The sequence below is a fragment of the Parasynechococcus marenigrum WH 8102 genome (assembly GCF_000195975.1).
GTDB lineage: Bacteria > Cyanobacteriota > Cyanobacteriia > PCC-6307 > Cyanobiaceae > Parasynechococcus > Parasynechococcus marisnigri.
Genome location: NC_005070.1, coordinates 1,745,259 through 1,771,589, shown reverse-complemented (window position 1 = coordinate 1,771,589; position 26,331 = coordinate 1,745,259). Strand labels below are relative to the sequence as shown.

At 62.5% G+C, this 26,331-nt stretch carries 30 protein-coding genes, 3 tRNA genes and 1 pseudogene; 12 read left to right on the top strand and 22 right to left on the bottom strand.

Annotated features, from left to right (window positions below):
* Position 1: 1 nt before the first annotated feature.
* Complete coding sequence (locus TX72_RS09340; RefSeq protein WP_011128713.1) at positions 2-691, top strand: N-acetylmannosamine-6-phosphate 2-epimerase; 690 nt, start codon at positions 2-4, stop codon at positions 689-691.
* On the opposite strand, the gene groL is transcribed toward TX72_RS09340, so the two are convergent.
* Positions 692-2,380, bottom strand: coding sequence for a chaperonin GroEL (groL, locus tag TX72_RS09335; RefSeq protein ID WP_011128712.1), 1,689 nt, complete (start codon positions 2,378-2,380; stop codon positions 692-694).
* 130 nt (positions 2,381-2,510) lie between these two features.
* Here groL and TX72_RS14505 point away from each other — a divergent pair, with 130 nt between their 5' ends.
* A complete protein-coding gene (locus TX72_RS14505) occupies positions 2,511-2,687 on the top strand; it encodes a hypothetical protein (protein ID WP_011128711.1) in 177 nt (58 codons plus the stop codon).
* A 4-nt stretch (positions 2,688-2,691) separates the two neighbouring features.
* Here the strand turns inward: TX72_RS14505 and fabG are convergent, their stop codons facing one another.
* Genes fabG through TX72_RS09320 form a run of 3 tightly spaced genes read right to left on the bottom strand, consistent with a single transcriptional unit; the run spans position 2,692 to position 5,402 of the window.
* Positions 2,692-3,444 (bottom strand): 3-oxoacyl-[acyl-carrier-protein] reductase, encoded by a 753-nt coding sequence (gene fabG / locus TX72_RS09330; protein WP_011128710.1) that lies wholly within the window; start codon positions 3,442-3,444, stop codon positions 2,692-2,694.
* Positions 3,445-3,491: 47 nt separating this feature from the next.
* Positions 3,492-4,559: a potassium channel family protein gene (locus TX72_RS09325; RefSeq protein ID WP_011128709.1), complete on the bottom strand. Its 1,068-nt coding sequence runs from the start codon at positions 4,557-4,559 to the stop codon at positions 3,492-3,494.
* Positions 4,560-4,568: 9 nt separating this feature from the next.
* Positions 4,569-5,402: a glycosyltransferase family 9 protein gene (locus tag TX72_RS09320; RefSeq protein WP_011128708.1), complete on the bottom strand. Its 834-nt coding sequence runs from the start codon at positions 5,400-5,402 to the stop codon at positions 4,569-4,571.
* Between the two features lie 73 nt (positions 5,403-5,475).
* Between TX72_RS09320 and ispD the strand changes: the two genes are divergently transcribed.
* The gene (gene ispD / locus TX72_RS09315) at positions 5,476-6,156 is read left to right on the top strand and encodes a 2-C-methyl-D-erythritol 4-phosphate cytidylyltransferase (protein ID WP_011128707.1); all 681 of its coding nucleotides are present in this window, start codon (positions 5,476-5,478) and stop codon (positions 6,154-6,156) included.
* On the opposite strand, the gene TX72_RS09310 is transcribed toward ispD, so the two are convergent.
* On the bottom strand, positions 6,140-7,018 hold the full coding sequence (locus TX72_RS09310; RefSeq protein ID WP_011128706.1) for a S66 peptidase family protein: 879 nt from the start codon (positions 7,016-7,018) through the stop codon (positions 6,140-6,142). The two genes, ispD and TX72_RS09310, sit on opposite strands and share 17 nt — an antisense overlap.
* Positions 7,015-7,908: a 4-hydroxybenzoate polyprenyltransferase gene (locus TX72_RS09305; RefSeq protein WP_011128705.1), complete on the bottom strand. Its 894-nt coding sequence runs from the start codon at positions 7,906-7,908 to the stop codon at positions 7,015-7,017. Before TX72_RS09305 ends, TX72_RS09310 begins: the two co-directional genes overlap by 4 nt.
* A gap of 89 nt (positions 7,909-7,997) precedes the next feature.
* Here TX72_RS09305 and TX72_RS09300 point away from each other — a divergent pair, with 89 nt between their 5' ends.
* On the top strand, positions 7,998-9,629 hold the full coding sequence (locus tag TX72_RS09300) for a Ppx/GppA phosphatase family protein (RefSeq protein WP_011128704.1): 1,632 nt from the start codon (positions 7,998-8,000) through the stop codon (positions 9,627-9,629).
* On the opposite strand, the gene TX72_RS09295 is transcribed toward TX72_RS09300, so the two are convergent.
* The 6 genes from TX72_RS09295 to petC form a co-directional block, all read right to left on the bottom strand.
* The gene (locus tag TX72_RS09295) at positions 9,613-10,377 is read right to left on the bottom strand and encodes a helix-turn-helix domain-containing protein (protein WP_011128703.1); all 765 of its coding nucleotides are present in this window, start codon (positions 10,375-10,377) and stop codon (positions 9,613-9,615) included. The genes TX72_RS09300 and TX72_RS09295 overlap by 17 nt on opposite strands.
* A 97-nt stretch (positions 10,378-10,474) precedes the next feature.
* A tRNA-Val gene (locus tag TX72_RS09290) sits at positions 10,475-10,546 on the bottom strand.
* A 27-nt stretch (positions 10,547-10,573) separates the two neighbouring features.
* Positions 10,574-11,332 (bottom strand): precorrin-4 C(11)-methyltransferase, encoded by a 759-nt coding sequence (cobM, locus tag TX72_RS09285; RefSeq protein WP_011128702.1) that lies wholly within the window; start codon positions 11,330-11,332, stop codon positions 10,574-10,576.
* On the bottom strand, positions 11,329-12,165 hold the full coding sequence (gene lgt, locus TX72_RS09280; protein WP_011128701.1) for a prolipoprotein diacylglyceryl transferase: 837 nt from the start codon (positions 12,163-12,165) through the stop codon (positions 11,329-11,331). Before lgt ends, cobM begins: the two co-directional genes overlap by 4 nt.
* A 5-nt stretch (positions 12,166-12,170) precedes the next feature.
* On the bottom strand, positions 12,171-13,106 hold the full coding sequence (gene petA, locus TX72_RS09275; protein ID WP_011128700.1) for a cytochrome f: 936 nt from the start codon (positions 13,104-13,106) through the stop codon (positions 12,171-12,173).
* Between the two features lie 40 nt (positions 13,107-13,146).
* Positions 13,147-13,683: a cytochrome b6-f complex iron-sulfur subunit gene (gene petC / locus TX72_RS09270; protein ID WP_011128699.1), complete on the bottom strand. Its 537-nt coding sequence runs from the start codon at positions 13,681-13,683 to the stop codon at positions 13,147-13,149.
* 104 nt (positions 13,684-13,787) lie between these two features.
* Between petC and TX72_RS09265 the strand changes: the two genes are divergently transcribed.
* Positions 13,788-14,147, top strand: a complete 360-nt coding sequence (locus tag TX72_RS09265) for a DUF3067 family protein (RefSeq protein WP_011128698.1) — start codon at positions 13,788-13,790, stop codon at positions 14,145-14,147.
* On the opposite strand, the gene tatC is transcribed toward TX72_RS09265, so the two are convergent.
* Together tatC and TX72_RS09255 are read right to left on the bottom strand one after the other, a co-directional pair.
* Positions 14,128-14,832: a twin-arginine translocase subunit TatC gene (gene tatC, locus TX72_RS09260; RefSeq protein WP_173358526.1), complete on the bottom strand. Its 705-nt coding sequence runs from the start codon at positions 14,830-14,832 to the stop codon at positions 14,128-14,130. The genes TX72_RS09265 and tatC overlap by 20 nt on opposite strands.
* 124 nt (positions 14,833-14,956) lie before the next feature.
* Complete coding sequence (locus TX72_RS09255) at positions 14,957-16,651, bottom strand: Rqc2 family fibronectin-binding protein (RefSeq protein ID WP_042504411.1); 1,695 nt, start codon at positions 16,649-16,651, stop codon at positions 14,957-14,959.
* An 87-nt stretch (positions 16,652-16,738) separates the two neighbouring features.
* Here TX72_RS09255 and gmk point away from each other — a divergent pair, with 87 nt between their 5' ends.
* Entirely contained in the window at positions 16,739-17,287 is a 549-nt protein-coding gene (gene gmk, locus TX72_RS09250; RefSeq protein ID WP_011128695.1) for a guanylate kinase, read from the top strand.
* 59 nt (positions 17,288-17,346) lie between these two features.
* On the opposite strand, the gene psaJ is transcribed toward gmk, so the two are convergent.
* Both psaJ and TX72_RS09240 read right to left on the bottom strand, forming a co-directional pair.
* Positions 17,347-17,463, bottom strand: coding sequence for a photosystem I reaction center subunit IX (psaJ, locus tag TX72_RS09245; protein WP_007098612.1), 117 nt, complete (start codon positions 17,461-17,463; stop codon positions 17,347-17,349).
* A 30-nt stretch (positions 17,464-17,493) separates the two neighbouring features.
* Complete coding sequence (locus tag TX72_RS09240; RefSeq protein ID WP_011128694.1) at positions 17,494-17,970, bottom strand: photosystem I reaction center subunit III (PsaF); 477 nt, start codon at positions 17,968-17,970, stop codon at positions 17,494-17,496.
* Positions 17,971-18,049: 79 nt separating this feature from the next.
* Between TX72_RS09240 and tsaD the strand changes: the two genes are divergently transcribed.
* Together tsaD and TX72_RS09230 are read left to right on the top strand one after the other, a co-directional pair.
* Positions 18,050-19,114, top strand: a complete 1,065-nt coding sequence (gene tsaD, locus TX72_RS09235) for a tRNA (adenosine(37)-N6)-threonylcarbamoyltransferase complex transferase subunit TsaD (protein WP_011128693.1) — start codon at positions 18,050-18,052, stop codon at positions 19,112-19,114.
* A gap of 37 nt (positions 19,115-19,151) precedes the next feature.
* The gene (locus TX72_RS09230; RefSeq protein WP_011128692.1) at positions 19,152-19,331 is read left to right on the top strand and encodes a chlorophyll a-b binding domain-containing protein; all 180 of its coding nucleotides are present in this window, start codon (positions 19,152-19,154) and stop codon (positions 19,329-19,331) included.
* Here the strand turns inward: TX72_RS09230 and TX72_RS09225 are convergent.
* Positions 19,332-20,528, bottom strand: a pseudogene (locus TX72_RS09225) (PilT/PilU family type 4a pilus ATPase).
* Positions 20,529-20,627: 99 nt separating this feature from the next.
* Between TX72_RS09225 and wecB the strand changes: the two are divergent.
* Genes wecB through TX72_RS09205 form a run of 4 tightly spaced genes read left to right on the top strand, consistent with a single transcriptional unit; the run spans position 20,628 to position 23,811 of the window.
* Positions 20,628-21,740, top strand: a complete 1,113-nt coding sequence (wecB, locus tag TX72_RS09220) for a non-hydrolyzing UDP-N-acetylglucosamine 2-epimerase (protein WP_042504405.1) — start codon at positions 20,628-20,630, stop codon at positions 21,738-21,740.
* A complete protein-coding gene (locus TX72_RS09215; RefSeq protein ID WP_225867692.1) occupies positions 21,709-22,311 on the top strand; it encodes a DUF1643 domain-containing protein in 603 nt (200 codons plus the stop codon). Before wecB ends, TX72_RS09215 begins: the two co-directional genes overlap by 32 nt.
* Complete coding sequence (locus TX72_RS09210) at positions 22,311-22,556, top strand: hypothetical protein (RefSeq protein WP_011128687.1); 246 nt, start codon at positions 22,311-22,313, stop codon at positions 22,554-22,556. Before TX72_RS09215 ends, TX72_RS09210 begins: the two co-directional genes overlap by 1 nt.
* A complete protein-coding gene (locus tag TX72_RS09205; protein WP_011128686.1) occupies positions 22,546-23,811 on the top strand; it encodes a cation:proton antiporter in 1,266 nt (421 codons plus the stop codon). The genes TX72_RS09210 and TX72_RS09205 overlap by 11 nt, the downstream gene beginning before the upstream one ends.
* Here TX72_RS09205 and gltX read toward each other — a convergent pair.
* From gltX to rplS, 5 genes are all read right to left on the bottom strand, one after another.
* The gene (gene gltX, locus TX72_RS09200) at positions 23,758-25,191 is read right to left on the bottom strand and encodes a glutamate--tRNA ligase (RefSeq protein WP_011128685.1); all 1,434 of its coding nucleotides are present in this window, start codon (positions 25,189-25,191) and stop codon (positions 23,758-23,760) included. The two genes, TX72_RS09205 and gltX, sit on opposite strands and share 54 nt — an antisense overlap.
* A 21-nt stretch (positions 25,192-25,212) precedes the next feature.
* Positions 25,213-25,286 (bottom strand) — tRNA-Asp (locus tag TX72_RS09195).
* Positions 25,287-25,488: 202 nt separating this feature from the next.
* Complete coding sequence (locus tag TX72_RS09190; protein ID WP_006043540.1) at positions 25,489-25,677, bottom strand: SH3 domain-containing protein; 189 nt, start codon at positions 25,675-25,677, stop codon at positions 25,489-25,491.
* Positions 25,678-25,715: 38 nt separating this feature from the next.
* Positions 25,716-25,788: transfer RNA gene (locus TX72_RS09185), tRNA-Trp, on the bottom strand.
* A 62-nt stretch (positions 25,789-25,850) separates the two neighbouring features.
* Positions 25,851-26,315 carry a 50S ribosomal protein L19 gene (gene rplS / locus TX72_RS09180; protein ID WP_011128684.1) on the bottom strand — a complete coding sequence of 155 codons (465 nt, stop codon included), beginning with the start codon at positions 26,313-26,315 and terminating at the stop codon, positions 25,851-25,853.
* Between the last annotated feature and the right edge of the window lie 16 nt (positions 26,316-26,331).

Sequence of the window (26,331 nt, the reverse complement as noted above, 5' to 3'; positions counted from 1 at the left end):
GATGATCCCAACCAACGAGCGGCTTGACCAGGGACTGATCGTTTCGGTGCAGGCCCCCCAAGGGTCTCCGATGCGCGATCCCCAGGTCATCGCCGCAATGGCAGAGGCGTCACTGCGCTGTGGTGCTGTTGGGGTTCGTCTGGAGAGTCCTGAGCATATCGGGGCCGTGCGACGCCGCTGCCCTGATGCGCTGATCATTGGACTGTGGAAATGCACGTTCCCAGACAGTTCTGTCTACATCACGTCGGGGTGGAGAGAGATTCAAGCGGTGTGGTCCGCTGGCGCCGATGTCATCGCGTTGGATGCCACCCAGCGTCATCGGCCTGAGGGGCAACGGCTGGAGGCGTTGATTCAGCGTTGCCGGTCTGAGTTGCGGGCTCCGCTGATGGCCGATGTGGACAGTGTCGCCAACGGCATCCGTGCTGCCGAGCTGGGCTGCGACTGGGTTGGAACCACGCTGTATGGCTACACCGAGGTCACAGCTGACAAGTCACCCCCAGCTCTGGCCCTGCTGCCGGAGTTGCGGAAGGAGCTGAAAACGTCGGTTCGCTTGATCTGTGAAGGGGGAATCGCCTCGCCAACGGCAGCCCGCTCTGCTCTCGATGCAGGCGCGGACAACGTTGTTGTTGGAACGGCCATCACCGGCGTGGACCTGCAGGTGCAGGCCTACTGCCGAGAGATGGGGGGCTGATCACATCATCCCGGGCATGCCCATGCCACCCATACCGCCCATGCCAGGCATGCCCATGCCGCCCATTCCACCCATGCCTCCCATGGGGTCACCGCCGCCATCGACAGGGGGAGCCTCTGGCTCAGGCTTATCGGCGATCACCACTTCCGTGGTGATCAGCAGCGAGGCGATCGAAACAGCATCCTGAACGGCGAGACGCACCACCTTGGCGGCATCGACAATGCCGGCGGCCATCAGATCCTCGTAGGTGCCCGTGAGGGCATTGAACCCCTGACCGCTGTTGCGCATGGCTTCGATCACCACGTCGCCATTGTGTCCGGCATTTGTGGCGATGTGATGCACCGGTGCCACCAGGGCACGCTGCAGGATCTCAACCCCGGTGCGCTGATCGCCCTCCAGCTGCTCGACAAGGCCGTTCAACCCATCGGCCAGTTGCAGGAGTGTTGTTCCACCACCGGGAACAATGCCTTCTTCGATCGCTGCACGCGTGGCGTTCAGGGCATCCTCAATCCGCAGCTTGCGGTTCTTGAGTTCCGTTTCCGTTGGGGCACCGACCTTGATAACAGCAACGCCGCCGGCGAGTTTGGCGATGCGCTCGTTCAGCTTTTCGCGGTCATAGTCGGAGTCGGTGGCATCGAGTTCCCGCTTGATCGCTGCGACGCGGTCTGCGACGGCGGCACGGTGATCATCCGTGGCCACGATCGTGGTGTTCTCCTTACTAATGGTGACGCGACGGGCCTTGCCGAGGTCAGACAGCTGGACCTTGTCCAGGGTCAAGGCCCTGTCTTCGCTGATCAGTGTTCCACCGGTGAGGATGGCGATGTCGGCCAGGGCCGCTTTGCGACGTTCGCCGAAGGATGGGGCACGGACGGCCGCCACCTGCAGCACGCCGCGGTTGCGATTCACCACGAGGGTCGCCAGGGCTTCACCATCCACTTCCTCGGCCAGGACAAGCAAAGGAGAACCACTCTTCTGAACCGCCTCAAGCACGGGAACCAGATCAGCAATGGCGCTGATCTTGCGATCGGTGAGCAGGATCAGCGGATTTTCGAACTCACAGATCTGACGATCGGCGTCAGTTACGAAATAGGGAGAGCTGTAGCCGCGATCGAAGGCCATGCCTTCAGTGACCTCAAGCTCCGTGGCCAGGGATTTGGATTCCTCAACGGTGATCACCCCATCTGCGCTGACGCGATCCATGGCTTCGGCAATCATCCGACCCACTTCGTCGTCACCACCGGAACTGACGGTGGCCACCTGACGGATGGCATCTCCCGCTACGGGCTGACTGCGCTGCTGGAGGCCATCCACCACCTGTGCGACAGCTTTTTCCATGCCACGGCGTAGCTCCACCGGGCTGGCGCCTGCAGCTGTGTTGCGCAGACCTTCCCTCACCATCGCCTGGGCCAGCACCGTGGCCGTGGTTGTGCCGTCGCCGGCCTTGTCCTTGGTGCGTGAAGCAACCTGCTGGATCAGTTTGGCCCCGAGGTTCTCGAAGGGATCATCCAGTTCAATCTCTCGGGCGATGGTGTCGCCGTCATTGACGATGTCGGGAGCGCCGAATTTTTTTTCTAGCACCACGTTGCGGCCCCGTGGGCCGATGGTCACGCGGACGGCGTCAGCCAGGGCATCAACGCCCCGTTCCAGGGCGCTGCGGGATTCGTCAGAGAAGGAAAGGAGTTTGGCCATGATCTCGGGTCCGCCGCCAGTCACTGTCCCACAGCACATGAGGCATTCAACAGGGGGGCAACGGTGGGGAAAGCCGAATTGGAGCGCCTCCGCTCCTGTCGGCATCACGCACCCTCATTAACGTCCGCACATGAGTGACAACGGCACGCTGTTCTTTGTCCTGATGGCGGGGTTGGCCGGCTCCATGGCCCTCGTTTACGTCCCGCTGCGGATTTTTCTCACGGCGACGGAACGAAGCCGGCGATTGCGCCTGCTGCAACGCATCCGACGCCTGCGGGAGGAGCTGGCTCAGCCGCTGGATTCCTGACCGATCAGGCCATCACCATGCCGCCATCCACCTGCAGCACCTGACCGGTGATGTAGGCAGCAGCTGGATCCGCCGCAAGAAAGCGCACGGCTCCGGCCACTTGTTCCTGGGTGCCGAACTGGCCCAGGGGAATGTCTTTGAGGATGGCGTCGGCGTCCAGATCCTTGGTCATGTCCGTGGCGATGAAGCCAGGGGCGACGGCATTAACGGTGATGCCCCGGCTGGCCAGTTCCTTGGCGGTGCTTTTGGTCAGGCCGATCACACCGGCCTTGGCAGCGGCGTAATTGGCCTGACCGGCATTCCCCATCAGCCCCACCACGGAGGTGATGTTGATGATGCGGCCGCTTTTCTGCTTCAACATCGGCCGTGCGACAGCGCGGCTGCACAAAAACACTCCGCTGAGGTTCAGGTCGATCACCGCTTGCCAGTCGCTGGTCTTCATCCGCATCAGCAAGCCGTCTCTGGTGATGCCGGCGTTGTTCACCAGAACGTCCAGGCGGCCGCTGCGCTCCAGCACTGCCTTGATCAGTCCGTCCACCTCCTCTTCGATGGAGACGTTGGCCTTCAGGGCGTAGGCCTTCCCACCGGCAGCGTTGATGCTGGCCACCACCTCGTCGGCGGCGCCAGCGGAATTGGCGTAGTTCACCACCACCTCAGCACCGGCTTCGGCGAGGGCCAGGGCGATGGCTTTGCCGATGCCACGTCCGCCTCCTGTCACCAATGCGGTCTGACCGTCGAGGGAGGCGGAGCTGAGCATGGCGGCTGCTGTGATCGGAGGATCGTAGGGATGCGCCTGGAGCCGGCTCAACTCGCCATGGTTTCGATGCTGTCGACCGCCTCGCCAAGCAAGGCCTGAAAACGCTTGAGTTGCGGCTTGCTGCCCAGCACGATCAACAGTTGGCCGGGGGCCAATTGGGTTTCCCCGCCAGGGTTGGCGATCAGCTCACTCCCGTCTCGGATGGCAAGTACGAGAGCTCCGCTGCGGCGGCCCAGTTCCAGTTCCGCCATGCTTCTTCCTCGGATGTCCATCAGATCCAAAGGGTCGCGGCTGAGCTGGAACTCCTCGATTTCGAAATCCGACCCCGCCAGCAGCTCCATGAAATTCAGGGCCAGGGGACGCAGTGCGGAGGCCGCCATCACCCGACCACCGGCCACATAGGGACTCACCACAACCGTGGCGCCGGCGAGCCGCAGCTTCGTGGCGGCTTCATCGCTGTTGGCTCGCGCAATGAGCCTGCAGCTGGGGTTCAACCCCCGGGCGCTGAGGATCACGTACAGATTCGAGGCATCTCCAGGCAGGGCGGCCACCAGGCTTTGACAGCGTTCCAGGCCAGCGTCCAGGAGCGTTTCATCGAGGGTTGCATCCGCCTGAAGCAGCTGCAGTCCATTGGCTTCTGCAACATCCCGACGATCCGGGTCGGTCTCAATCACCACGAGGGGAATCTGATCACGCTGCAGCTGGGCTGCGATCTCCTGACCGATGCGCCCGTAGCCGCAGAGGATGACGTGATCATGCAGGCTTTCCAGCATGCGGTGGATGCGGAACTCCTGCAGTCTGCGGAAATAACCGGCGTCCTTCAGGCCAAGCACCCGCTGAATGGCCAGTTGAACAACGATCAGGCCACCGACCACGATCAGAACCGTCACCAGCCGTCCAGCTGGGGAGAGGGTTTCCACCTCCCCGTAGCCGATGGTGCTGATGGTGATCAGCACCATCCACAGACAGTCCCCCCAATCCCAGCCTTCCGTGAGGCGGTAACCGATCGCACCGATCAGGATCACGGCCGATAGGGCGCTGAAGGGACCGCGCCAGGGGGCTGCCAGCAGCTTGAGCTGGCGTCGGCTCGTCCGGCGTCGGGAGCCCTGGGACATCAGCAGCGGTCAGAACCCGAGGGCCTGCAGCACCTCGCCATCTTTCAGGGCGCTGAGATCAGCTTGGTGCCCCAGACAGCGAATCTCCGGACGGTTGGGAAGGTTTTCAGGTTGTGCTCCCAGCGCCACCAGCGGCACGCCGTTGTAGACCGCCAGCCGCTGGGTCACCGGACAGCTGCTGAGCACCACATCGGAGCTGGCGACAGCCGCTGCACGACGGTTCAGTGGCAGCTCAGGACTCAGCTGCAAGGTGCGCAGTCCCTTAAGGCGCTGCGCAATGGACTCAGGCAGTGATGTCCAGCGCTGTTCCGGCCAATCCCCTGTCGAGCCAGCAGGAGCGAGCAGCAGCATCGGGCCTTCGCCAGCGGGTTGCTCGGCGCGGGCGGCATCGAGATCCTTGCTGGAGAGGGCCAGGCTGAAGCGGTCCGCATCCAGGGTGCAGCCCAGTGGTTTCAAGAAGCTGGCCAGGCGCTGGGCACACCAGCCCTCGCCGGGGGAGATGATCTCGGTGCTGGAAAAGCCACTGCTGGCGATGCGCGTGGGGATGTGACTCATCGACAGCATCAGGTTCACCTGCTGTCCTTCAGCGAAGTTGAGGCAGACCTGAAAATCGGGCTCGCGCACGCAGCCCAGCAGGTTGGCCCAGTCCGCCAGGGTGGGTGATGCCTCGAAATCGAAGGGGAGGATCTTCTCCACCTGGGGAATCAAGTCCCAGGCCCCGCGACAGGTTGGGGCGCAGGCCACCTGCAGGGTGGCTCCCACCTGTTCGCAAAGGCTGACCAGAGCAGGCAGTCGATCGAGTTGCAGCGCCAGCGGGCCAGGGCTGAGAGCAAGAACACGCATGGACTCGCCTAAGGGCGTGGTGCGAGCTGATTGTATGGAGGCCGTTTCGGCCTGCCTGCGGCAGGAGTCGCTTGTGCATCTGTTGATCGCCGCAGCGGGCAGTGGTCGCCGCATGGGCGCGGATCGCAACAAGCTTCTGTTGCCATTGGCCGGGAAGCCTGTGATCGCCTGGACGCTGAAGGCGGCGTTGGCTGCTGAACACATTCAATGGATCGGTGTGGTGGGTCAGGAGATCGATCGCGAACCGATCCTTGACCTCGTGCGAGATGCCAACAAGCCGGTGACATGGATCCAGGGCGGCAGCACGCGGCAGGAGTCGGTGTTGCGCGGACTGGCGGGCTTGCCGGAGGCTGCTGAGCAGGTGCTGATCCATGACGGCGCCCGTTGCCTGGCGGAACCGGCACTGTTCGATCGCTGCGCGATGGCCCTGGCATCGGGTCAGGCTCTGATCGCGGCAACCCCCGTCACCGACACGATCAAACGGGTGGATGCCGATGGCGTGATTACAGACACGCCGGACCGCTCGGAGCTCTGGGCGGCTCAGACCCCTCAGGGTTTCCAGGTGGACCAGTTGCGCCATGGCCATGCCGAGGCTGAGGCCAATGGGTGGACTGTCACCGATGACGCGTCGCTGTACGAACGCTTGGGCTGGCCAGTGCAGGTGCTGGATGCAGGACCGTCGAACATCAAAGTGACCACACCGTTTGACCTCAACGTCGCCGAAGCAGTGCTTGCCCTCAGGCAACAAGACTGAGGCTGCCGAGGTTGCCGTCGAGGCAGGCCAGCTGCCCCATCGGTAAGGCGGCATTGCCGCAGATGTGGCCAACCGGAAGGTTCTTCACCACGGGAATGTTCAGATCGGCGGTGCGCTCGTCGAGCACTGCCTCGAGAGTTGTGGTGAGCAGGTCATCCAGGTTGCGGTCGCATCCTTCGAATTGACCGAAGCCAATGCCGCCGAGCTGTTGAAGTGCACCGCACAATCTCCAGTGGGTCAGCATCCGGTCGATTCGATACGGCGCCTCGCCTACATCTTCAAGAATCAGGATGGCGCCCTGAAGCTCCGGCACGTGATCAGAACCGAGCAGGTGGCTGGCCACGGTGAGGTTGGCTGCGATCAAGGGACCTGTGGTCTGCCCTCCTCCCCGTGGTTCCCCCTTCAGCGCTGGAGGTGTCTCTCCGAACAGCAGCTGACGCAACCGTTCCTGGCTCCACGCCGGTTCCGCCCCGAGGGTGGTGAGGAGCGGGCCGTGAATGCCGCCAGCCAACCCTGCTTTCAACCTGGACCAGAGCAAAGAGGTGATATCAGAGAAGCCCAGTAGCCAGCCTGGTTTCCATCGAATGGACCGTTCCAGCAGCCGTGCCGATCCCCAGCCGCCCCGGGCACAGGCCAGCAGTGGCGCCTCATGGCATAAGTCGCTGAAGCGCTCTTGGTCGGTTCCAGCCAGGTGCCCCCAACGACGCGCGCTCACGTTCTGCTCCAAGGGGCACAGCCCCCAGCCCCTGAGCACCGCCAGACCCTCCTGCAGGCGTTGGTCGTCCTCCAGGGCCGAGCTCGGCGCCACCGTGGCGACGGTGTCTCCCGGGCGGAGAGGGATGGCTGTCTGCATCGCGCTCATCCGGATAGCCCGCGGCTCACGATCAGCCCCAGCAGCAGCAGGCTGCCCAGCTGGACCTGACGGCGGAAGTGCAGGCCAAAGCTGGCCATGGTGGCGTTCCTGTGATTCAAGGATTGGCAACTGATCTGCATCAGCAGGGAGGCGCCGAGCCAGAAGATCCAGAACAGTGGATGAACCCCTGCGCTGGCGGCGGCCACCCCAAGAGCGACGACCGTCAACACGTAACAGGCTCTGACGGTGACGACGGCTCGGTTCCCCAGGCTCAATGCACTGCTGTTGAGACCGATCAACGCATCATCACGGCGGTCGGCCATGGCATAAACCGTGTCGAAGCCAAAGGTCCACAGAAGCGTGGCCAGCCAACAACCGATCAGGGCCGGCTGCAGGGTCAGGCTCCGTTCAGCTGCAGCCCAGGGGATCAGCACGGCAAAGCCCCAGCAGAAGGCCAGCACCGCCTGGGGGTAGGCGAACCAGCGCTTGGCGGAGGGATAGAGCAGGATCGCTGGCAGGGCGCCGATGGAGAGCAGCAGGCACAGCTGCCGGCTGGCTTCATCAAGGCTGAGAACCACGGCAAGGCTGAGGGACAGCAGAACGATCAACAGCACGAGGGCTGATGTCGGCCGGATCGCACCCCTGGCCAGGGGACGCTGTTTGGTCCGTTCCACCCGGCCATCAAAACGGCGGTCCCAGAGATCGTTGGCGATGCAGCCGGCACCACTCACAGCCAGGCCACCAACCACGATCTGCAGAAGCAGATCCAGTCCCGGCGGTGCTGAGGGGGACAACCAAAGGCTCCAACCGGCGGGAATCAACAGGATCAGGCGACCGGTCGGCTTGGTCCAGCGCAGCAGTTCAAGCCAGGGGCCAAGGCGTTCACGAATGCTGTCCACGGAGCCCGAAGATTTGAAGAACCCTAGTCAGCGCCTGGCGAGAACGACCTTCGGTGGCAAAGTGGATCGACTCCTGGACAGGGCCGACGATGCTGGACGCTGTGTCTGAATCAAAGGCTCCGGCAGGGTCGCAACCGACGAGATCGTCGGCCCAGACCCGCCGGGTGGCCGCCATCGACATCGGCACCAACTCCACTCATCTGCTGGTGGCCTCCGTTGACACCACCCTGGGCACCTTCAGCATCGAACAGGCGGAGAAGTCGACCACACGACTCGGGGAGCGGGATCCGGATAGCGGCGAACTCACGCCGGCGGGTATGCAGCGCGGCTACGAAACGCTGCGACGTTTCCGGGACCTAGCGATCAGTCACGACGTTGAGCAGATCGTGACCGCAGCCACCAGCGCCGTGCGGGAGGCTCCCAATGGTCGGGAGTTTCTCCAGAGCATCCAGGACGGTCTCGGCATGGATGTGGACCTGGTCAGTGGCCCGGAGGAGGCCCGTCTGATTTATCTCGGGGTGCTGTCCGGTATGTCCTTCGGAGATCGCCCCCACCTGCTTCTGGACATCGGTGGCGGATCGACGGAACTGATCCTGGCCGATGGACGCGATGCCCGAGCCCTCACCAGCACCCGGGTGGGTGCGGTGCGGTTGCAACGGGATTTCGTCAAGGACGATCCAATCCCCCCCCAGCGTCGTTCGTTCCTGCAGGCCTTCATCCAGGGCTCCCTGGAGCCGGCCGTCGACAAGGTGCACCGGCGGATCAAACCCGGGGAAATTCCTGTTCTGGTGGCCACAAGCGGCACGGCCATGGCCATTGGGGCACTGGCGGCTAGTGAGGACGATCGCCCTCCGTTGAAACTGCACGGCTATCGGGTGTCGCGGCAGCGGCTTGATCGGGTGGTCGAGAAGCTGGTGACGATGACTCCGGAGCAGCGACGGGATCTATCGCCGATCAATGACCGAAGGGCCGAAATCATCGTGCCCGGGGCCCTGATTCTGCAGACCACCATGCAGATGCTCGGCGTGGATGAACTCGTTCTCAGTGAACGGGCGCTGCGGGAGGGACTGATCGTTGATTGGATGCTGCGCCATGGCCTGCTTGAGGACCGCTTCAGTTTTCAGAGCAGCATTCGGCAGCGCACGGTGATTCATCAGGTGCAGCGCTTTGCCGTGAACCAGCGGCGAGCCGAACGGGTGGCCACCCATGCCCTGAGTTTGTATGACGCCACGGAGGGCCTGATGCACCAGGACGATGGCCAGGGACGTGAGTTGCTCTGGGCTGCCGCGATGCTTCATGCCTGCGGACAGCACATCAACCTCAGTGCGTATCACAAGCACTCCTGGTACTTGATCCGTCATGGCGAGCTTCTTGGCTATTCCGAGGCGGAGCATCTGATGGTGGCGGCGATTGCCCGCTATCACCGCCGCAGTCTTCCCAAGAAACGGCATGAGTCCTGGCAGGCGCTGGTGACGCGTGACAACCGTCGTCGCGTCAGCGAAATGGCTCTGCTGTTGCGTTTGGCCGCAGCCCTTGACCGTCGACCAGAGCCTGTGGTGGCGTCGTTGCGGGTGAACACCACACCGGATGTGCTCGATCTGGTGCTTGTGCCGGAGCGACTCAACCAGAACCTGAGCCTGGAGCAGTGGAGTCTGGAGAGCTGCGCGGAAGTGGTTCGTGAGGCTTCCGGAGTGAAACTTCGGGTCAGCGTTCAGGGTTGAGCGAGTACCAGCGCAGGTCGTTGATGCTGCCGAGGGTGATCGGTTCGTCTCCAGCTCGACGCAGCGTCACCAGATCCGGACGACCGGGATAGATCTCAACGCCTTCGGAGTTCTCCACTGTTCTGGATGTCTCCAGCATCCCCTCGAATTCAACAGATCCATCGCGCCGCAGGGCGATCCAACACGGTTCTGTGCAGTCAAGGGTGATCGAAGCGGTGGTTGATCCAGCTGGAACAATCCGGATGTCCTCTTGAGACAAGTCAGCCGTGGATTGCACCACCGGTTCCTGTATGGCCTTGATGCTGGCTGATTGGCCGATGGCAGGACTGATGGTTTCAGGCAGCAGACGACGAGCCCAGCTACCCAAGCCGATCATTGCCGTTAGCGACAACAGGACGGAGATCCATCGTGTTGCAGAGGATTGTTCACGGGTTGATTGTTGTGATGGCGTCGTTTTGTTGTTTGTCGCTGGACTTGGGACAGGACCCAGTTGCGCCACCAGATCATCGGCATCAAGTCCCAAGTGACTGGCGAGCCGTCGCACCATCGCCTTAACGAACACAGGTTCTGGCAAATGCTGGAGATCCCCCTGCTCCAGTGCCTCCAGTTGTTCACAACCCATGTTTAATCGCTGGGCCAGCTCATCACGGCTCATCGAACGGGACTCACGACCCTCACGGATCGAAGCGCCAACAGCCCTGATCCCGGACGGCTGGGTGGAGCCTGCGTTGTTTTGGCTTCCGCTCATCCGGAAGACTTGCGTCAGAACACTCGGAAGGTAGGTCGATAAAGACGAGTTGACAGATTGTCGTCACGCAGAAGGCGTAACAACTCCAAGGCAAACATGGGCGATACTGGATTCGAACCAGTGACCCCTTCCGTGTGAAGGAAGTGCGCTACCACTGTGCTAATCGCCCGCACAACCCAATTTTAAACCACCACCCTCAGTGTCTTTGTCGGAACAGGTGGTCGTGATCTGGTGAATACAAACGGGACCGTTGCTGACCTCCGTTGAGTGCCGGACTGATGATGTATAGGGTTGTGCGGATCAGTTGGCGCTCCTTGCTGGCAGCGGCCATCTGCGCCAAAGGGACCACGGACATCCATTCATCGGGCCAGCTCACCCGGTAGGCAATGGCCACCGGGGTGTCGTCGGGGTAGTGCCGTTGAAGGGTGGCCTGCACGTCGTCGATATGACGGGCACTGAGATAGAGGCAAAGGCTGGCGCCGAGCCCTGCGAGCCGATCGAGCTCTTCTGACGGCGGAACCCCCGTGCGGCCCCCGGCGCGACCAAGAACAATCGTCTGAACCACTCCTGGAATGGTGAGTTCGCTGGAGAGTCCGGCCGCGGCCGCTTGATAGGCACTTACTCCGGGGACCACCTCCACCGGAATGTCGGCGTCATTCAGAGCACAGATCTGTTCGTTGATCGCGCTGTAGAAGGCAGTGTCACCGTCGTGCAGACGCACGACCTTTGCCCCCTGTCGTTGTCGATCGATCAGCAGGGGGATCACCTCTTCCAGCGTCAGTGTGCTGGTGCGGATCCTTTCGCAATGATCAGGAGCAAGCGCTGTGATCTGGGGGCAAACCAGGGAATCAGTCCAGATCAGAACATCAGCCTGACGAATGCGCTCAGCGGCACGAAGGGTCAGGAGATCTGCAGCCCCTGGACCTCCCCCAACAAAACAAACAGGGTGAGTCAGCGGTTGGTTGACACTGGAAGCTGTTGTTGTCGCCGCTTCAACCACCACAGTCCCAATCCACCCAGAACCATCAGCATGGCACTCATCAACTGGGCGATGCGAACACCACCCTCACAGGCGGGTGGCAGCGCTCCCACGCAGAGAGGATCGATGCGGAGTCCCTCGATCCAGATGCGCCCCAGGCTGTAACCGATCAGGTACACACAACTGAGAGTTCCTGCTGGAAAGTTCTGACGCTCTCGGCTTCCCCAGCGGAAGAGGACGAGCAGCAGCACGAACAGCAGCAGATTCCAGATCGACTCATACAGGAAAGTTGGGTGGAAAAACTCGGCGTCGGCGTAGATCACGGGCCGATTGGCGTAGGGGATGAACAACTTCCAGGCAAGGTCCGTTGGAACACCGAAGGCTTCGGAGTTGAAGAAGTTCCCCCATCGACCGATGGCCTGCCCTAGCGCTACAGAGGGGGCCAGCACGTCAAGAACATCCAGAAAGGGCTGACTACGCCAGCGACAGAACAGGATCAGCGTGAGAGTTCCGGCGATCAGTGCCCCGTGGATGGCGATCCCTCCCTCCCAGATCGCCAAAGCCTTGATCGGTTGGTTGGCGTAGTTATGCCACTCGAAAGCGACGTAATACAGCCTTGCTCCGATCACAGAGAACAACACCAGCAGTGGGAGAAGATCACTGATCAACCCGTTCTCAAGCTTGCGGGACTGCGCCAGGCGACTGGAAAGATTCAATCCGATCAGCACGGCCATGGCGATCAGAAGTCCGTACCAGCGAAGGGTGAGCGGCCCGAACTGAAACAGAACGGGCCCTGGTGATGTGAACATCTGGATCAGAAGTTGCCCTCAGCAGCCTGAACCTTTTCGATCTGTCTTTTCTTCAGCACCAGCATGATCTGGGCCAAGGCAACAGCTGCGAAGAAAGCGAGCAGGCCGTAGATCCGAACGGGGTTCTGCAGAACGATCTCGGCATCAACCTGGCCGAAGCCACCCACATTGGGGTCGTTGGTTAGTGCAGCGCCGGCTTCAACGTTGTCGCCAACATTGACAAGCAGCTGAGGACCAACGGGGATGGTTTCCGTCACAGCCGCGCCATCGGCGGTGTTGATGGTGAGGATGCTGGAGCCATTGTCTCCGTCCTCAATGGCAGCAACAGAGCCTGAGGCAGGGGCTGTGTAAACAGCGTTGTTGCTCTTCTCACCGGTGGGGTACACCTGGCCGCGGCCACGGTTGCCGCCCACATGGAGCTGGTATTTGCCGAAGTGGATGTTGCTGTCGGTCGCGGGGTCGGGGGACAGCAGCGGGAAGACCACTTCCTGGTGCTGATCGCCGGGGATCGGGCCCACTAGCAGAATGTTGGGTTGGTCGTCGCTGTACTGCGAGAAATAGACCCCTTCGGTCTCCTCTTTCATCTCCTCGGTCCAGCGATCCTGAGGCGCAAGGGTGAAGCCATCGGGCAGCATCACCACCGCACCGACCTGAAGGCCCACGTCGCTGCCATCGGCACCGATCTCCAGCAGACCCTCCTCGTAGGGGATCTTGACGCTGGCGGTGAACACCGTGTCGGGGAGCACTGACTGGGGAACTTCGGCCTGAGTCAGCTTCTTGGCCAGGTGGCAGTTGGCACAGACGATCTTGCCGGTGGCTTCCCGGGGGCTGTCGTAATTCTGTTGAGCCCAGAAGGGGTAGGCCCAGCTGGCGGCGGGGGCGATCAGCAGGCTCAGGCCGAGCACCAGGGATCCGATCAGAAGGGAAAGGTGGCGACGCATGGAAACGGTGAGGGAAGAAGGGAACGCGAAGGAGAAGGGATCAGGCCCACCAGGGCTTATCGCCCGTGCGGAAATCGGTTTCAGTCCACTGGCTCACAAAGACGTTGTCGTTCTCGACGCTCACGTTGGCCAGAGCAAGGGAGAGAGGTGCGGGGCCGCGCACCACCTTGCCGGTGGCGTCGTACTGACTGCCGTGGCAAGGGCACATGAACTTGTTGGCGCCGCTGTTCCAGGGCACCACGCAGCCCAGGTGGGTGCAGATGGCGTTAATGCCGTAACTACCGATGGCATCGGGCCCTTCCACAATCAGGTAGGTGGGGTCACCCTTGAGGCCCTGGACCAAACTGCGATCACCCTCAGGGTGAGAGGACAGCCAGCCGGTGGCTGTGATGGCATTGCCAAGTTCATCCTTCGCAGTGGTGCCACCGCCAGCTCCAGCGGCGCGGGGCGGAATGAAGTAATTGACGACGGGGTAGAGAGCACCCAGGGCAACTCCGGTGACGGAACCGAAGGTCAGCAGATTCATGAACTGCCGACGACCCATTCCGGGCACATCGCTCGAGGAAAGTTGGGTCATGACGGACGGTCATCCAGCACGGAATAGCCATCATTATGGACGCTTAAGTTCTTGTCACGCTTTGCAACGACTGGCCTTTTCACCTTCTTCGCATCGCCATAACTGTGCTTGATCTCTCCACTGAAACGCCCTCGGATCCCCTCGGAGTTGAGGAGTTGATTGGCTGTCTACGCCAGCGCTGGCGGGCGACTTACGACCTTCAACTGGTGGCTCGACGGCAGCGTTTGTACCTGCAGGTGATGTGGGCTTATTTGGAGCAACAGTCCTTTCCCATGGACGAAGTCACCTATCGAGAGCACCTGGCGGAAGTGCTGGATGTTGTGAATCGTCTTGGTTTGGCGGCTGAGGTGCGCCAATGGATCACCACCACCCGGGATAAACCACGTCTCGGCAAGGCCCTGAGCCTTCAGTTGCGAGCTGAAGGACCTGCGGCGGAGAACCTGCTCAGGGAGTTTCTGGTCTGAGGCTCTCGGTGAATGCCACCAGCCCCACGCCGATCAGGAACAAGGCTGTGATGGCGCCCGCCAACAACAGCATCGTGATTGGGTCGGTTGAGGGGGTCAGCACGGCCCCAGCGAGGGCTGAGCCCAGCACCACCCAACGCCAGGCCCCCAGCATCGTGCGCCAGCGCACCAGCCCCAACACGCCCAGCAACAGCTGCAGCACCGGCAACTGAAAGGCCAGGCCTGTGGCCAGCATCAGCAACAGAACGAAATCCAGATAACGCTCGATCGACCAGAGCGGCTCGACCACATCGGCGCCGTAGCTCACCAGAAAGCGCAGGGCTGCAGGGACCAGGGCCCACCCGGCAAAAGCAATCCCCGCCAGAAACAACACTGCAGATCCGGCAACCGCGGGTGCGATAAGCCGACGTTCCCGAATCGTTAGTCCAGGGAGCACAAAGGCCAGCAGCTGAAACAGCACGTAGGGAAGGGCAAGCGTGAGGCCGGCGTAGCCGGCTACCTTCAGCGACACGAACAGGAATTCACCGGGGGCCAACTGCAGGAAGTGAATTCCCTGGGCCGGAACCTCCAGCAGTCGCACCAACGGCTTCACCGCCAACAGGCAGACCAGGGCTGAAACGACCACCGCCAGCAGGCTGCGCAGCACGCGCTGGCGCAGTTCCTCAAGGTGATCCACCAGAGGCATCTCCACCTCGTTGGGCAATGCGCTCGGGTCGGTGCCACCGCTGATGCGGATCGGTGGCGGGGGCTTGAGAACTGGACCGTCGGAGCTGTCGGGCACGGAGGGGATGGCTGATCTGGCCGACGCGTCAGCCCTTTCTAATGGCCAGGCTAGAAGCCTCGAGGCTGCTGAGTCGGGTCTCGGCCCGGAGTGGGTCACCCCAGCGCACCTCCCCGCCGCTGTGGCGAACGGTGCCTGGGCCGGCACCGGCGATCCGCTGCAGATGATCCGTCGGCACCATCACAATGGCAACCCGCACGTTGCCTCGGGCACGGCTGAAATATGACGCCAGGTCGCAGGCCAGCTGCAGATCATCGTCATCGGCCAGACCTGCCGAGCTTTTCAGCACCACATGGCTGCCGGGACATTCCTGGGCGTGAAACCAGAGGTCACCGCTGCGGGCCTGGCGCAGGCTGATCCAGTCGTTCTGGCGATGGTTGCGGCCCACCTGCAGCAAGAGGCCACTGGGGCTGGTGAGTTCCAGGGGTTGGGGTGTGCCCTGTTGCTGGCGCTGCTTCCGCTCCTGGCGTCCCACCGGATTGAGCAGCTCGTCCAGTTCCCGCCGTAGATCGCTGAGGGCTTCCAGGCGTGCCGCCATGGGTTGCCAGGCCGCAGCCTGGAGATCATCGATGAAGGCCTCGCTGCCGTTGATCAGCTGCAGCCGACTGTCGTGGTGAAGGATGCGCTCCTCCAGAACGGTGCTGGATCGCCGCAGCTTGCGGGCCCGTCGGTAGAGCTTCTGGGCCAGATCCACTTCGTCGCGATTCGGCGCGGGCAGGCAAAGCAAGGCATCAGCCTGCTGCTGCAGATCTGTGCTGTCGGCGCAGGCGGCCAGTCGCCTGCGCTGATCCTCCAGAGCCAGGTCTTCCTTGGATCGCCAGCGGCTCAGACGCTGACGTAGCTCGTCGCAGGCCCGCTGCAGATCGCGCTGGTCAATCCGGGCTCGATACCAGTGACCCAGGGCGAGGGCCAGGTTCCCTTCGTTGCCTTCAGCGTCGCCGGATTGATCGGGATGGCTTGACCAGACCCGATACCCCTCCTCATCGAGAAAAAGTCTGAATTGCTCCGTCTCGAGACAGGCCAGCCAGGCCTGCCAATGGCGATGCAGCTCACACCATGCGGATTGTTCAAGCTGCTCCACTGAGGTGGCCAGCCGCTCACCGGCCAGTTGCCTGGCCAGGGGAGGACTGATGCCTTGGTAGGCCTGCGGCAGGGCTTTGCGTAAGGGCAGTGGCAGGAGGCGGAGACGCTCGCGCCAGCGCTCAAAGCCTTCCGTGGAACTGGGGGCCTGTCCCTGCAGGGGTGGCGGGGGGAGGTAGGCATCACCGGTTCCGATGGGACGAACCCGGGACTGGTGGTCGCGCACCTGACGGCCCAGGGCAACCACCTGTCGTTGCTCGCCCAGCAGCAGCAGGTTGCTGTGGCGGCCCATCAGTTCCAGCACCAGCACGCGCTGAACGGCATCGCCGGGCCTTGGTGCCATCCGGAACTCCACCACCCGCTCAAACCCCGTTTGAACCAGCTCGATCAGCGCCATCTGGCGGAGGCTGTGCTGGATCTGCTGTGAAAGGGTGCTGCCGGCACCCTGCCGCGGAGCCGGTGGGATCTGCACCAATCGCGGAGCATCCGCTTGCCAGCTCAGCTCCAACCAGAGCATGCCCTGCAGGCTGCGGAACCCGAGTTGCAGGGTGGCTGGATCCGGTTGTTGAGCCTTCTCGAACCGGCTGGGCAGCAGCTTGGGACGAAGGTCACTCAGCACCGCCCGCAGGGTGGTGAGGTCCATCAACTGAAGCCGTGCCGTGCTGCTCACCCGTCGTTCAGGGGGCTTCCTACTCTGCTGGGCCACGACGATGCAGTGATGTCAGACGGCATGGGCACCCTCACGGTGATCACCGGGCCGAGCGGCGTCGGGAAGGGAACGTTGGTCCAACGCCTTCTGGCGCGGAACCCCAGCATCTGGGTGTCCGTGTCGGCCACCACCCGTGCGCCTCGGGAGGGAGAGCGTGAGGGGGAGAGTTACTTCTTCCACAGCCGGGAGCGATTCGATGCCCTTGTTCAAGAGGGTGGATTGCTGGAGTGGGCTGAATTTGCCGGAAACTGCTACGGAACTCCCCGGGCCCCTGTGGAGCAGCAGTTGCAGGCCGGGCGGCCGGTGCTGCTGGAGATCGAACTGGAGGGAGCAAGACAGGTGCGTCGCAGCTTCTCCAAGGCCCGGCAGATCTTTCTGGCACCCCCCAGCTTTGAGGAACTCGAGCGTCGCATCCGTGGCCGTGGCACCGATTCAGAGGACGCGATCCAGCAGCGATTGCTGCGGGCTCGCGAGGAGTTAAGCGCCCAGGGTGAGTTCGATGCTGTGGTGGTCAACGACGATCTTGATCAGGCTTTGCTGAAGCTGGAAGGATTGATGGGACTGGGTTGATGGCATAAAAAAAGAGGGGATAAATCCCCCTCTTTTTTTGATATTGGAGAAGGCCCCAATCACATGGGGTGGAACAGCAGGTCGGGGAAGAAACGGTTCCACTCGATCAGGATCCCGGCGGTCAGGGTGAACCAGATGGCGGCAACCACTGGAGCGGTGGTGAGGAATTTCTGCATGGGTCGTTAATGGATGGAATGTTGTGGAGATCAGCGAGGGGAGACGGTCACTTTGTTGTCGTCCTCCAGCAGCTTTCCGCTGGTGAACTCACCGAAGGCAGCTAGGGGCCAGGTCGCTGCAGCAAGGAGGCTCTTGAAAGCAATGCCAAGGTCGATCTGAATTTCATTCATCGCGGCGTTCTTGCCCCGGGTTGCCTTCAGGTACTCGCGGCCGGCCCAGCCGATGCAACCGGCCACGTAGAGGAACATGATTCCGGGGTAAACGAAATCACCGGCGTGGCTCCAGCGGCCATCGACGATCAGGTGGGGCAGGCCGTCATCGCCGCAGGAGGCCTGGCTGTACATCTCGAAACGAGCCTTGGCCTGGGGCGTTGTGGCGGCAGCGGCGCGCTGCTGGAAGCGGGCGCTTTCGGAGCAGGGGGTCAGGCCGGCCACATCAGCCTTGGCGACGGGAGCGAAGCCGAACACCAGGAGGGCCGAGAGCAGGGCGGCGAAGAGACGACGCATCAGAACGATTCCAGTTTGTAAGCTGCCTGTTGAAGGGCAGGATGTCACTTGCGGACAGTAGGGGAGGGCCCCCACCCCGATGACATCAGTCCTAGCCCTCGAAACAAGTTGTGACGAGTCGGCAGCGGCCTTGGTCTGGCGAGATGCCGATGGAAGATTCGAGGTTTCCTCGGCACGCATTGCCTCTCAGGTTGAAGAGCACGCCCGCTGGGGTGGTGTTGTGCCGGAGATCGCGTCGCGTCGTCACGTGGAAGCATTGCCGGGGTTGATCCAGCAGGTGCTGGACGAGTCGGATTCCACCCTCGCCGAGGTGGATGCGATTGCCGCCACGGTGACGCCAGGGTTGGCTGGCGCACTGATGGTGGCCTCTGTGACCGGACGCACACTGTCAGCGCTGCGTGATCGCCCCTTCCTGGCGGTGCACCATCTCGAAGGACATCTGGCATCGGTGCACCTGGCGGAGCATCGCCCCCAACTGCCCTACTTGGTGCTGCTGGTGAGCGGTGGGCACACCGAACTGATCCGCGTCGAAGCGGATGGGGCGATGGAGCGGCTTGGCCGCAGCCACGACGATGCTGCGGGGGAGGCCTTCGACAAAGTGGCCCGCTTGCTTGGCCTTGGCTACCCGGGTGGACCGGCCATTCAGGCCGCGGCGGAGGGGGGTGATGGCCGTCGGTTCAAGTTGCCAAAGGGCCGTATCTCCCTGCCAGAGGGAGGTTTCCATCCCTATGACTTCTCGTTCAGCGGGCTGAAAACGGCCATGCTGCGCACCGTGGAGGCTCAGTCAGGTCCGCTGCCGACGGCTGATCTGGCGGCCAGTTTTGAGCAGGTGGTGGTGGACGTTCTGGTGGAGCGCAGTTTGCGCTGTGCCATGGACCATGGCCTTGAAGAGCTGGTGATGGTGGGTGGTGTGGCGGCCAATCGCCGGTTGCGACAAACCCTGGAACAGCGCTCCAACGCCGTGGGGGTGCGGGTCTCGGTGGCACCGCTGGCGTATTGCACCGATAACGCCGCCATGATCGGTGCCGCTGCCCTGTTGCGCTGGGACGCTGGCGCCCGGGGCTGTTCCTTGAGGACTGGGGTGTCAGCGCGCTGGCCTCTCGCGCAGGTCGACCAGCTTTACACCGAGCAGCCAGCCTTTTGAAAACACTCGTAGGGTGTTGGCGCAAGGCACTGAGAGCATGGCTGAGCAACTCGAAAAGACCGGTGGCGTCGCTGAGCCCGTCGGGTCAGATGAATTGAATGCCTGGAAGCGCGGGTTCACGCCTCAGGCTGAAATCTGGAACGGACGACTGGCCATGATCGGTTTGTCGGCTGGTTTGGCGGTTGTGCTGCTCGTTCGGGTGTTTGCCGGGAACTGATCAACTCCTTCCCCGCAGGGCCTGGGCCAGCTCATTGGGTTTGAGACTGACGGCAACCGCTTTGTCGGGCTCCACACGGCCAGCTTCGATGAGGGCCTGCAGGGATTGATTGGTGGTCACCATGCCATCGAAACTGCTGCGCTCCATGATTTCTTCCACCTCATCCAGGGCACCGCGTTGGATGTAGTCCTTGCAGGCGTCCGTGTTGACGAGGATGTCGTGGAAGGCGGCCCGTTTCCCGTCGGTGGTGCGGATCAGTCCCTGGGCGATCACCCCCAGGAGTGATTCCGACATAGAACGCCGCACACTGTCCTGCTCTTCGGGTGGAAACATCCCAAGAACCCGCTCAACGGTTTTCACCGCTGAATTGGTGTGAAGGGTGCCGAAAACAAGGTGACCCGTCTGGGCGGCTTCCAGGGCGGTGGAGAGGGTTTCCTGGTCGCGGATCTCCCCGACGAGGATCACATCAGGGTCTTCCCTCAGGGCGGCACGCAGAGCGTTGTGGAACTTGAGGGTGTGCATCCCCACCTCCCGGTGCCGGATCAGGGATCGTTTGCTTTAATGCACGAATTCCACAGGGTCCTCAATCGTGAGGATGTGGCGGGTTTCATTGCGATTGATCCAGTCGATCATCGCGGCGAGGGTGGTGCTTTTGCCGGAACCGGTGGGGCCTGTCACCAGGATCAGACCCTTGGGGCGACCGGCCAGTTCGGTCAGCACCTCAGGCAGCTTGAGCTGCTCCATCGTGAGGATGGTCTGCGGGATCAGGCGCAGCACCATCGCAGGGCCCCGCAGAGAGTCGAGCAGGTTGATTCGGATGCACACGAAGGGGAACGCATGGGAGCCGTCGAACTCCTTCTCGCGGAAGAAGGCATCGATCTGCTGAGGGGACAGGATCTCGTGCAGCCACCCCTGAAAGGTGGAGAGGTCGGTGGCGGGCCATTCGGTGCTCTGCATCTCCCCGCGGGCCCGGTACCGCGGCACTTCGCCGACGCCCAGATGAACGTCGGAGTGTCCCTCCTCGTGGGCGATTTTGACGATGGCCTCCAGGTTGGGAGCGCCATGGGATGTGGACGTTGGCGATCCAGCGGGCGCTGGTGCAGCGACGGGCGCGGGAGCTGCCGGAGGTGCGGCGGGCGTTGGCGATGTCGTCCTCGGCCGCGGCGGGAAGCTGGGGGGGAAGACCGGCTGGGCCACAGTGCGTCAGGAGGGCTGCTTTCAGGATCGTCCCGATGGCTCCGCTGGCAAGTCCTTCTTGAATTTGAGCCGTAAGATCCGGGCACTGCCTCAATGGTGATGACGGATCAGCCCCGGGTCACGATCGTCCTGGGCACCCGACCGGAGGCCATCAAGCTTGCCCCGGTGATCCGGGTTTTCCAGAACGCCTCAGCTGTGCGCACCCGGGTGGTGCTGACCGGTCAGCACAGAGAAATGGTGTCCCAGGTGATGGACCTGTTCCAGCTCACGGCGGACAGGGATCTCAACCTGATGGCCCCGCGCCAGACCCTGACCCACGTCACCTGTGCAGCCCTGGAGGGTCTGCGCGAGGATTTTCAGGCCTACCCACCCCAGCTGGTGCTGGTGCAAGGCGACACCACCACAGCCTTTGCGGCTGGCCTTGCGGCGTTCTACGAGCAGATCCCCGTGGGCCATGTCGAAGCCGGCCTGCGCACGGACAACCTGCTCGATCCTTTTCCGGAAGAAGCCAATCGACGACTTCTTTCACAGATCGCGACCCTGCACTTCGCACCGACCCAGAAGGCGGAGGCCAACCTCAGGGCTTCAGGGGTCGTGGGTGAGGTGAGCGTCACCGGCAACACCGTGATTGATGCCTTGCTTTTGATGGCGGAAACGGCACCGCAGATCAGCTTCGATGGTCTCGACTGGGACAACCAGCGAGTGATTCTTGCCACGGTTCACCGTCGTGAGAACTGGGGGGAGCGGCTGAAGGACATCGCCTCAGGGATGCTTCAGGTGTTGGATCGACATCACGATGCGGCGCTGCTGCTGCCCCTTCACCGCAATCCCACCGTGCGCGAACCGCTGCAGGCCCTGCTGGGGAACCACCCACGGGTTGTGCTGACTGAGCCGCTCGATTACGACCGTTTGGTGGCGGCCATGAGGGGCTGCACGTTGCTGTTGACCGACTCCGGCGGCTTGCAGGAGGAAGCACCGGCTCTAGGGAAGCCTGTGCTGGTGCTTCGCCGTACCACCGAACGGCCTGAAGCCGTGGACGCAGGTACAGCGCAACTCGTTGGCACCGAGCCAGCGGTCATTCTGGAGGAGGCTTCGCGGTTGCTCAGCGATGTTGCGGCCTACGAGGCGATGTCCAGGGCCGTTAACCCCTTTGGTGATGGCAAGGCCAGTGAGCGCATCCTTGAGCTCAGCCGGGCCCATCTGGGGGTCTGACGCCAGCATCAGTGCCGACGGATGCTTCCGCTGGTGGCTGACGCGACGTTGGCGGCATGGCGGCAGGGTTCTGATCTTTCTGGGATTGAATCCTTCTCGGGCTGATGCCGAGCGGGACGATCCCACCTTGCGCCGTCTGATCGGCTTCGCAGGGGACTGGGGCTACGACGCTCTGGTGGTGGTCAATCTGTTTGCCCGCATCTCTGCATCGCCCTCTGTGCTGAGGCGGTGCTGCGATCCCATCGGGCTGGATGCCGACGCGGCGTTGTTGCGGTGGTGCCAGTTGTGGGCGCACCAGGAGGCATGGGCGCTCTGGTGTGGCTGGGGGAACGGCGGTGGCCGGTTTGACCGTGCGCAACAGGTGATGGATCTGTTGAAGCCTGTTGTGCAGCAACGGGCTGAGCGGTTTCCGCTCGCGCCAGGGACACAGGCCATCGGGCTCACCCGCTCCGGCCAGCCGCGCCATCCTCTTTACGCACCTCGGGGATGTCTCTTAAAACCATTCCGATGGGCAAGCACTGATGCCATCGGGCATCCTGAGGAGACTCCATCGGTTTCCGTTCAGCACTGATGTCCCGAACACCACGACGTTATGCCGTGCATCTCCATCTGGTGGGAGGTCAGACCGAGCGGGTGTTCTTCCCCAAGCTCGAACTGTTTCAGGAGTGGTACCAGGGGGTGGTGAACGCCGAAGGGCAGGGGGGCTTCGTCAATGTGCCCATCAGTGATCTTGAGGGCGAATACCTGGTGGTACGGCCGGAAGCGGTGATCGGCGTACGTGTGGAACCTCAGTTCTCATCCGTCGATGACGCCTGAGCGGCTGGGTCTCCTCTGGGGCGTCACGGTGTTTGCCGGGGCCAGTGCACGGTTGCTGGCGGCGGTCTCAGGACTGCCGGGGGTTGTGTTGCTGCTGCTCTCCGGGCTGTTGATCGGTCGGTCCGGCCTCGGCCTGGTGGAGCCATTGGATCTGGGCCCGGGGCTTGGCACGGTGGTCGGCCTTCTGGTGAGCCTGGTTCTGTTTGATGGCGGCCTCAACCTGCGACTGCCGGGGGACACGATCCGGGCGACCGTGAAGCGGATCGCTGTGCTGCGGTTGCTGATCTCCCTCGGTGCAGGGCTGCTGGCGGCCCACTGGCTTGCCGGTCTGAGCTGGTCTGTTGCTGCGGTGTTCAGCGCCATCGTTCTCGCCACCGGCCCCACGGTGGTGACGCCCCTGGTGCGTCAGATCCGACTGGCTGCTCCTTTGGGGGATGTGCTGGAGGCGGAGGGACTGGTGCTCGAGCCGATCGGTGCAGTGCTGGCGCTGCTGCTACTGGAGTTGGTCCTTGGCAACCTGCACGGCTGGCGCGAACTGGTGCTGGGTCTGCTGGAACGCCTCGGTGGGGGGGTCCTGATCGGCGCGAGTGTCGGGTGGTTGCTGTCGGAACTGCTGCAGCGGCTGAAGCCCGATCAGTCCTCCGGCCTGCCACTACAGCTCACGCTGGGAATGTTGTTTCTGATGTACGGCCTCAGCGAGTGGCTGTTGCCGGAATCGGCTCTGCCGGCGTCTGTGGCGGCGGGGATCGTGGTTGGACGTCGCCAGACGGTGCACACGGCTGATCTGGATGGTCTGATTCAGGAGTTGGCGCAACTGGCGATCACGATGCTGTTCCCGCTGCTTGCCGCTGACGTGTCCTGGGCGGAACTCAGCCCATTGGGTTGGGGTGGAATCAGCTGCGTTCTCGTGCTGATGCTTGTGGTCCGCCCCATTGCGGTGGGTGTGGCGACGGTGGGACTACCGCTCAATCTCCCCCAGAAGCTTTTACTCGGCTGGCTGGCACCACGGGGGATCGTCACTGCGTCGGTGGCGTCCTTGTTTGCCATCAGGCTGGAGCAGGCCGGAATCCTCGGTGCTGGCCGCCTGCAGGGCCTGGTCTTCCTGACCATCCTGATGACCGTTGGCCTCCAGGGCCTCACGGCTCAACCGCTGGCCCGCGCCCTGGGACTGATCGAAGCCTCCGGTGACGAGACGACGACGTCAGGCGAGGCAACGCTGCAACCTGGGGAGGTCCTCCCCGATCCGGGCCAATAGACACCAGGTGGTGATCAGATCAGGACCCTGCAGCCGTCCGAGCAGTGCTGCGCGAAGAGATTTCATCACCACGCCCTTCTTGACGCCGGCCCCCTTGGCGGCATCCGCCAGAAGCTGTTTGGCGCGATCGGTGTCCTTGCCATCCCAGGGCTCGGCCTCGAGGATCTGCAGCAGTTGAGCTACAGCGGTCCGAGCTCCGTCAGCTTCCAGCTGGCGCACACCATCGTCTTCAAGATCAGGACATTTAAAAAATGGCGTCGCCTGCTCCACGCCTTCCTTGAGCAGGGTCAGGGATGGTCCTAGCAACTCGCAAAGCTCCAGCCCCCAGCTGCTGTCGTCCGGTAGCGTCCAACCTTGCTCGGCCCAGAGCGGACGAAGGTCATCCAGGAGCTGCTGCGCTGGCAGGGCGTGCAGCACCTGCCCGTTGAGCCAGTTGAGTTTGTCCCAATCAAAGCGAGCGCCGGCCTTGTTCACCCGATCGAAGCTGAACACCGCTGCCGCTTCAGGCAGGGTGAAGCGCTCCTCCATCCCTTCGGGCACCGACCAGCCCAGCAGGGTCATGTAGTTAGCGATTGCTTCTGCGGTGTACCCCATCGTGCGGAAGTCATTGATTGAGGTCACACCATCCCGTTTAGAGAGCTTGCGGCCTTCGGCATTCAGGATCAGGGGGGCATGGGCGAAGGTCGGTGCCGGCAGGTCGAGGGCCTCGTAGAGCAGCAGTTGCTTGGCGGTGTTGGCGATGTGGTCTTCGCCGCGGATCACGTGGCTGATGGCCATGGCGGCGTCATCCACCACCACCACGAGGTTGTAGAGGGGATCTCCGATCTGATCGGCGGGAGCCCTGCGGGCCACGACCATGTCACCGCCGAGGTCTGCACCACGCCAGGACATGGCGCCACGCACCATGTCGTTCCAGCGGATCTCAGCGTTGTCATCGATCCGGAAACGGATCACGGCTTCCCGTCCTTCCGACTGGAAGGCCGCTTCCTGTTCTGGGGTGAGATTGCGGTGACGGTTGTCGTAACGCGGCGCCTGGTTGCTGGCCTTTTGGGCCTCGCGCATGGCGTCCAGTTCAGCCTCGTTGGCATAGCAGCGGTAGGCCAGACCCTTCTGCAAGAGCGTTTCGATCGCGGCCCGGTGCTGCTGCACCTGTTCGCTCTGGATCAACGGCTCTTCATCCCAGTCGATCCCAAGCCAGCGCAAACCCTCCAGAATGTTTTGGGTGTATTCAGGCTTGGATCGTTCTTTATCGGTGTCTTCGATTCTCAGCAGGAACGACCCCTGCTGGCGCCGTGCATACAACCAATTGAAGACGGCTGTCCGCGCAGTACCGATGTGAAGCGTGCCCGTGGGGCTGGGAGCCAGACGAACGCGCACCATTGCGGTTTCGGGTGGTGAGAACGGGACCGACGGGATTCGAACCCGCAACTTCCGCCGTGACAGGGCGGTGCTCTAACCGGTTGAACTACGGTCCCAGACCTGACTCAGACACAAAGGACTCGCCTTGTGGAATCTGATCCGTGTCGCCTGCGCGACCAAATTAGTATTGACCCTCGCCCTGCCCTCCGTCAACAATTCCGTTGAAATGCTGTGCTGATCAGAATTGTTGCGGTTTGGTCACAACAAAACCCCCGATGACGGAGTCATCGGGGGTTTGCGGAGGAATCCGCTCAGAGATCAGGGACGGAAGCCCGCAGGCTCGATCAGCCGAACTTGATTGCCTCGGGCGGTGAACTCCCGACCTTGATCGCTCTGCACGACCACGCGTCCACCTGATTTGACGCGAATGACGCGGGCACGAACCCAGCCGAGGGCGGCTGACTCGAGCACTTTCACGACATCACCAGGTTGAAGATCCAACTCCATGCTCAGAACCGGGAAACTACACAACGGGGTTCATCGGACGCGCCGTGGAGGACTCGAACCCCCGACATCAGGTTTTGGAGACCTGCGTTCTACCAACTGAACTAACGGCGCAAGGCGATGAACCCCTGCCAACATCGAGGATGCTGGCGACTTGATTGAACGAGGCCGAAACCTCAGCGATCGAAGCGCTGCTTCACGCGGGTGGCCTTGCCCACCCGTTCCCGCAGATAGAAAAGCTTCGCCCGACGAACTTTACCGCGGCGTTCAACCTTGATGTTGGCCACCTGAGGGCTGTGGAGCATGAACACCCGCTCCACGCCGATGCCCTGAAAAATGCGGCGCACTGTGATCGTCTGGTTCATCCCGCCGTGGCGCTTGGAGATCACCACCCCTTCGTAGGGCTGAACTCGTTCTTTGTTGCCCTCACTGATGCGGACGCCAACACGAACGGTGTCGCCGACGTAGATCTCAGGCAGATCGCTCTTCATCTGCTCGGTTTCGAAGGCCTTGATCAAGGCTTCGGCGCTGAGCTTTTGAGCTGGGCTTGTCGGAGCGCTTGCCACGGTCTCCACCTCAGCCGTAGCTGCGGTTTCGGTGTTCTCGTCCGTCACCGTCGTGTCCTTCGGATCGGCTGCCATCCCAGCTCCGCGTTGA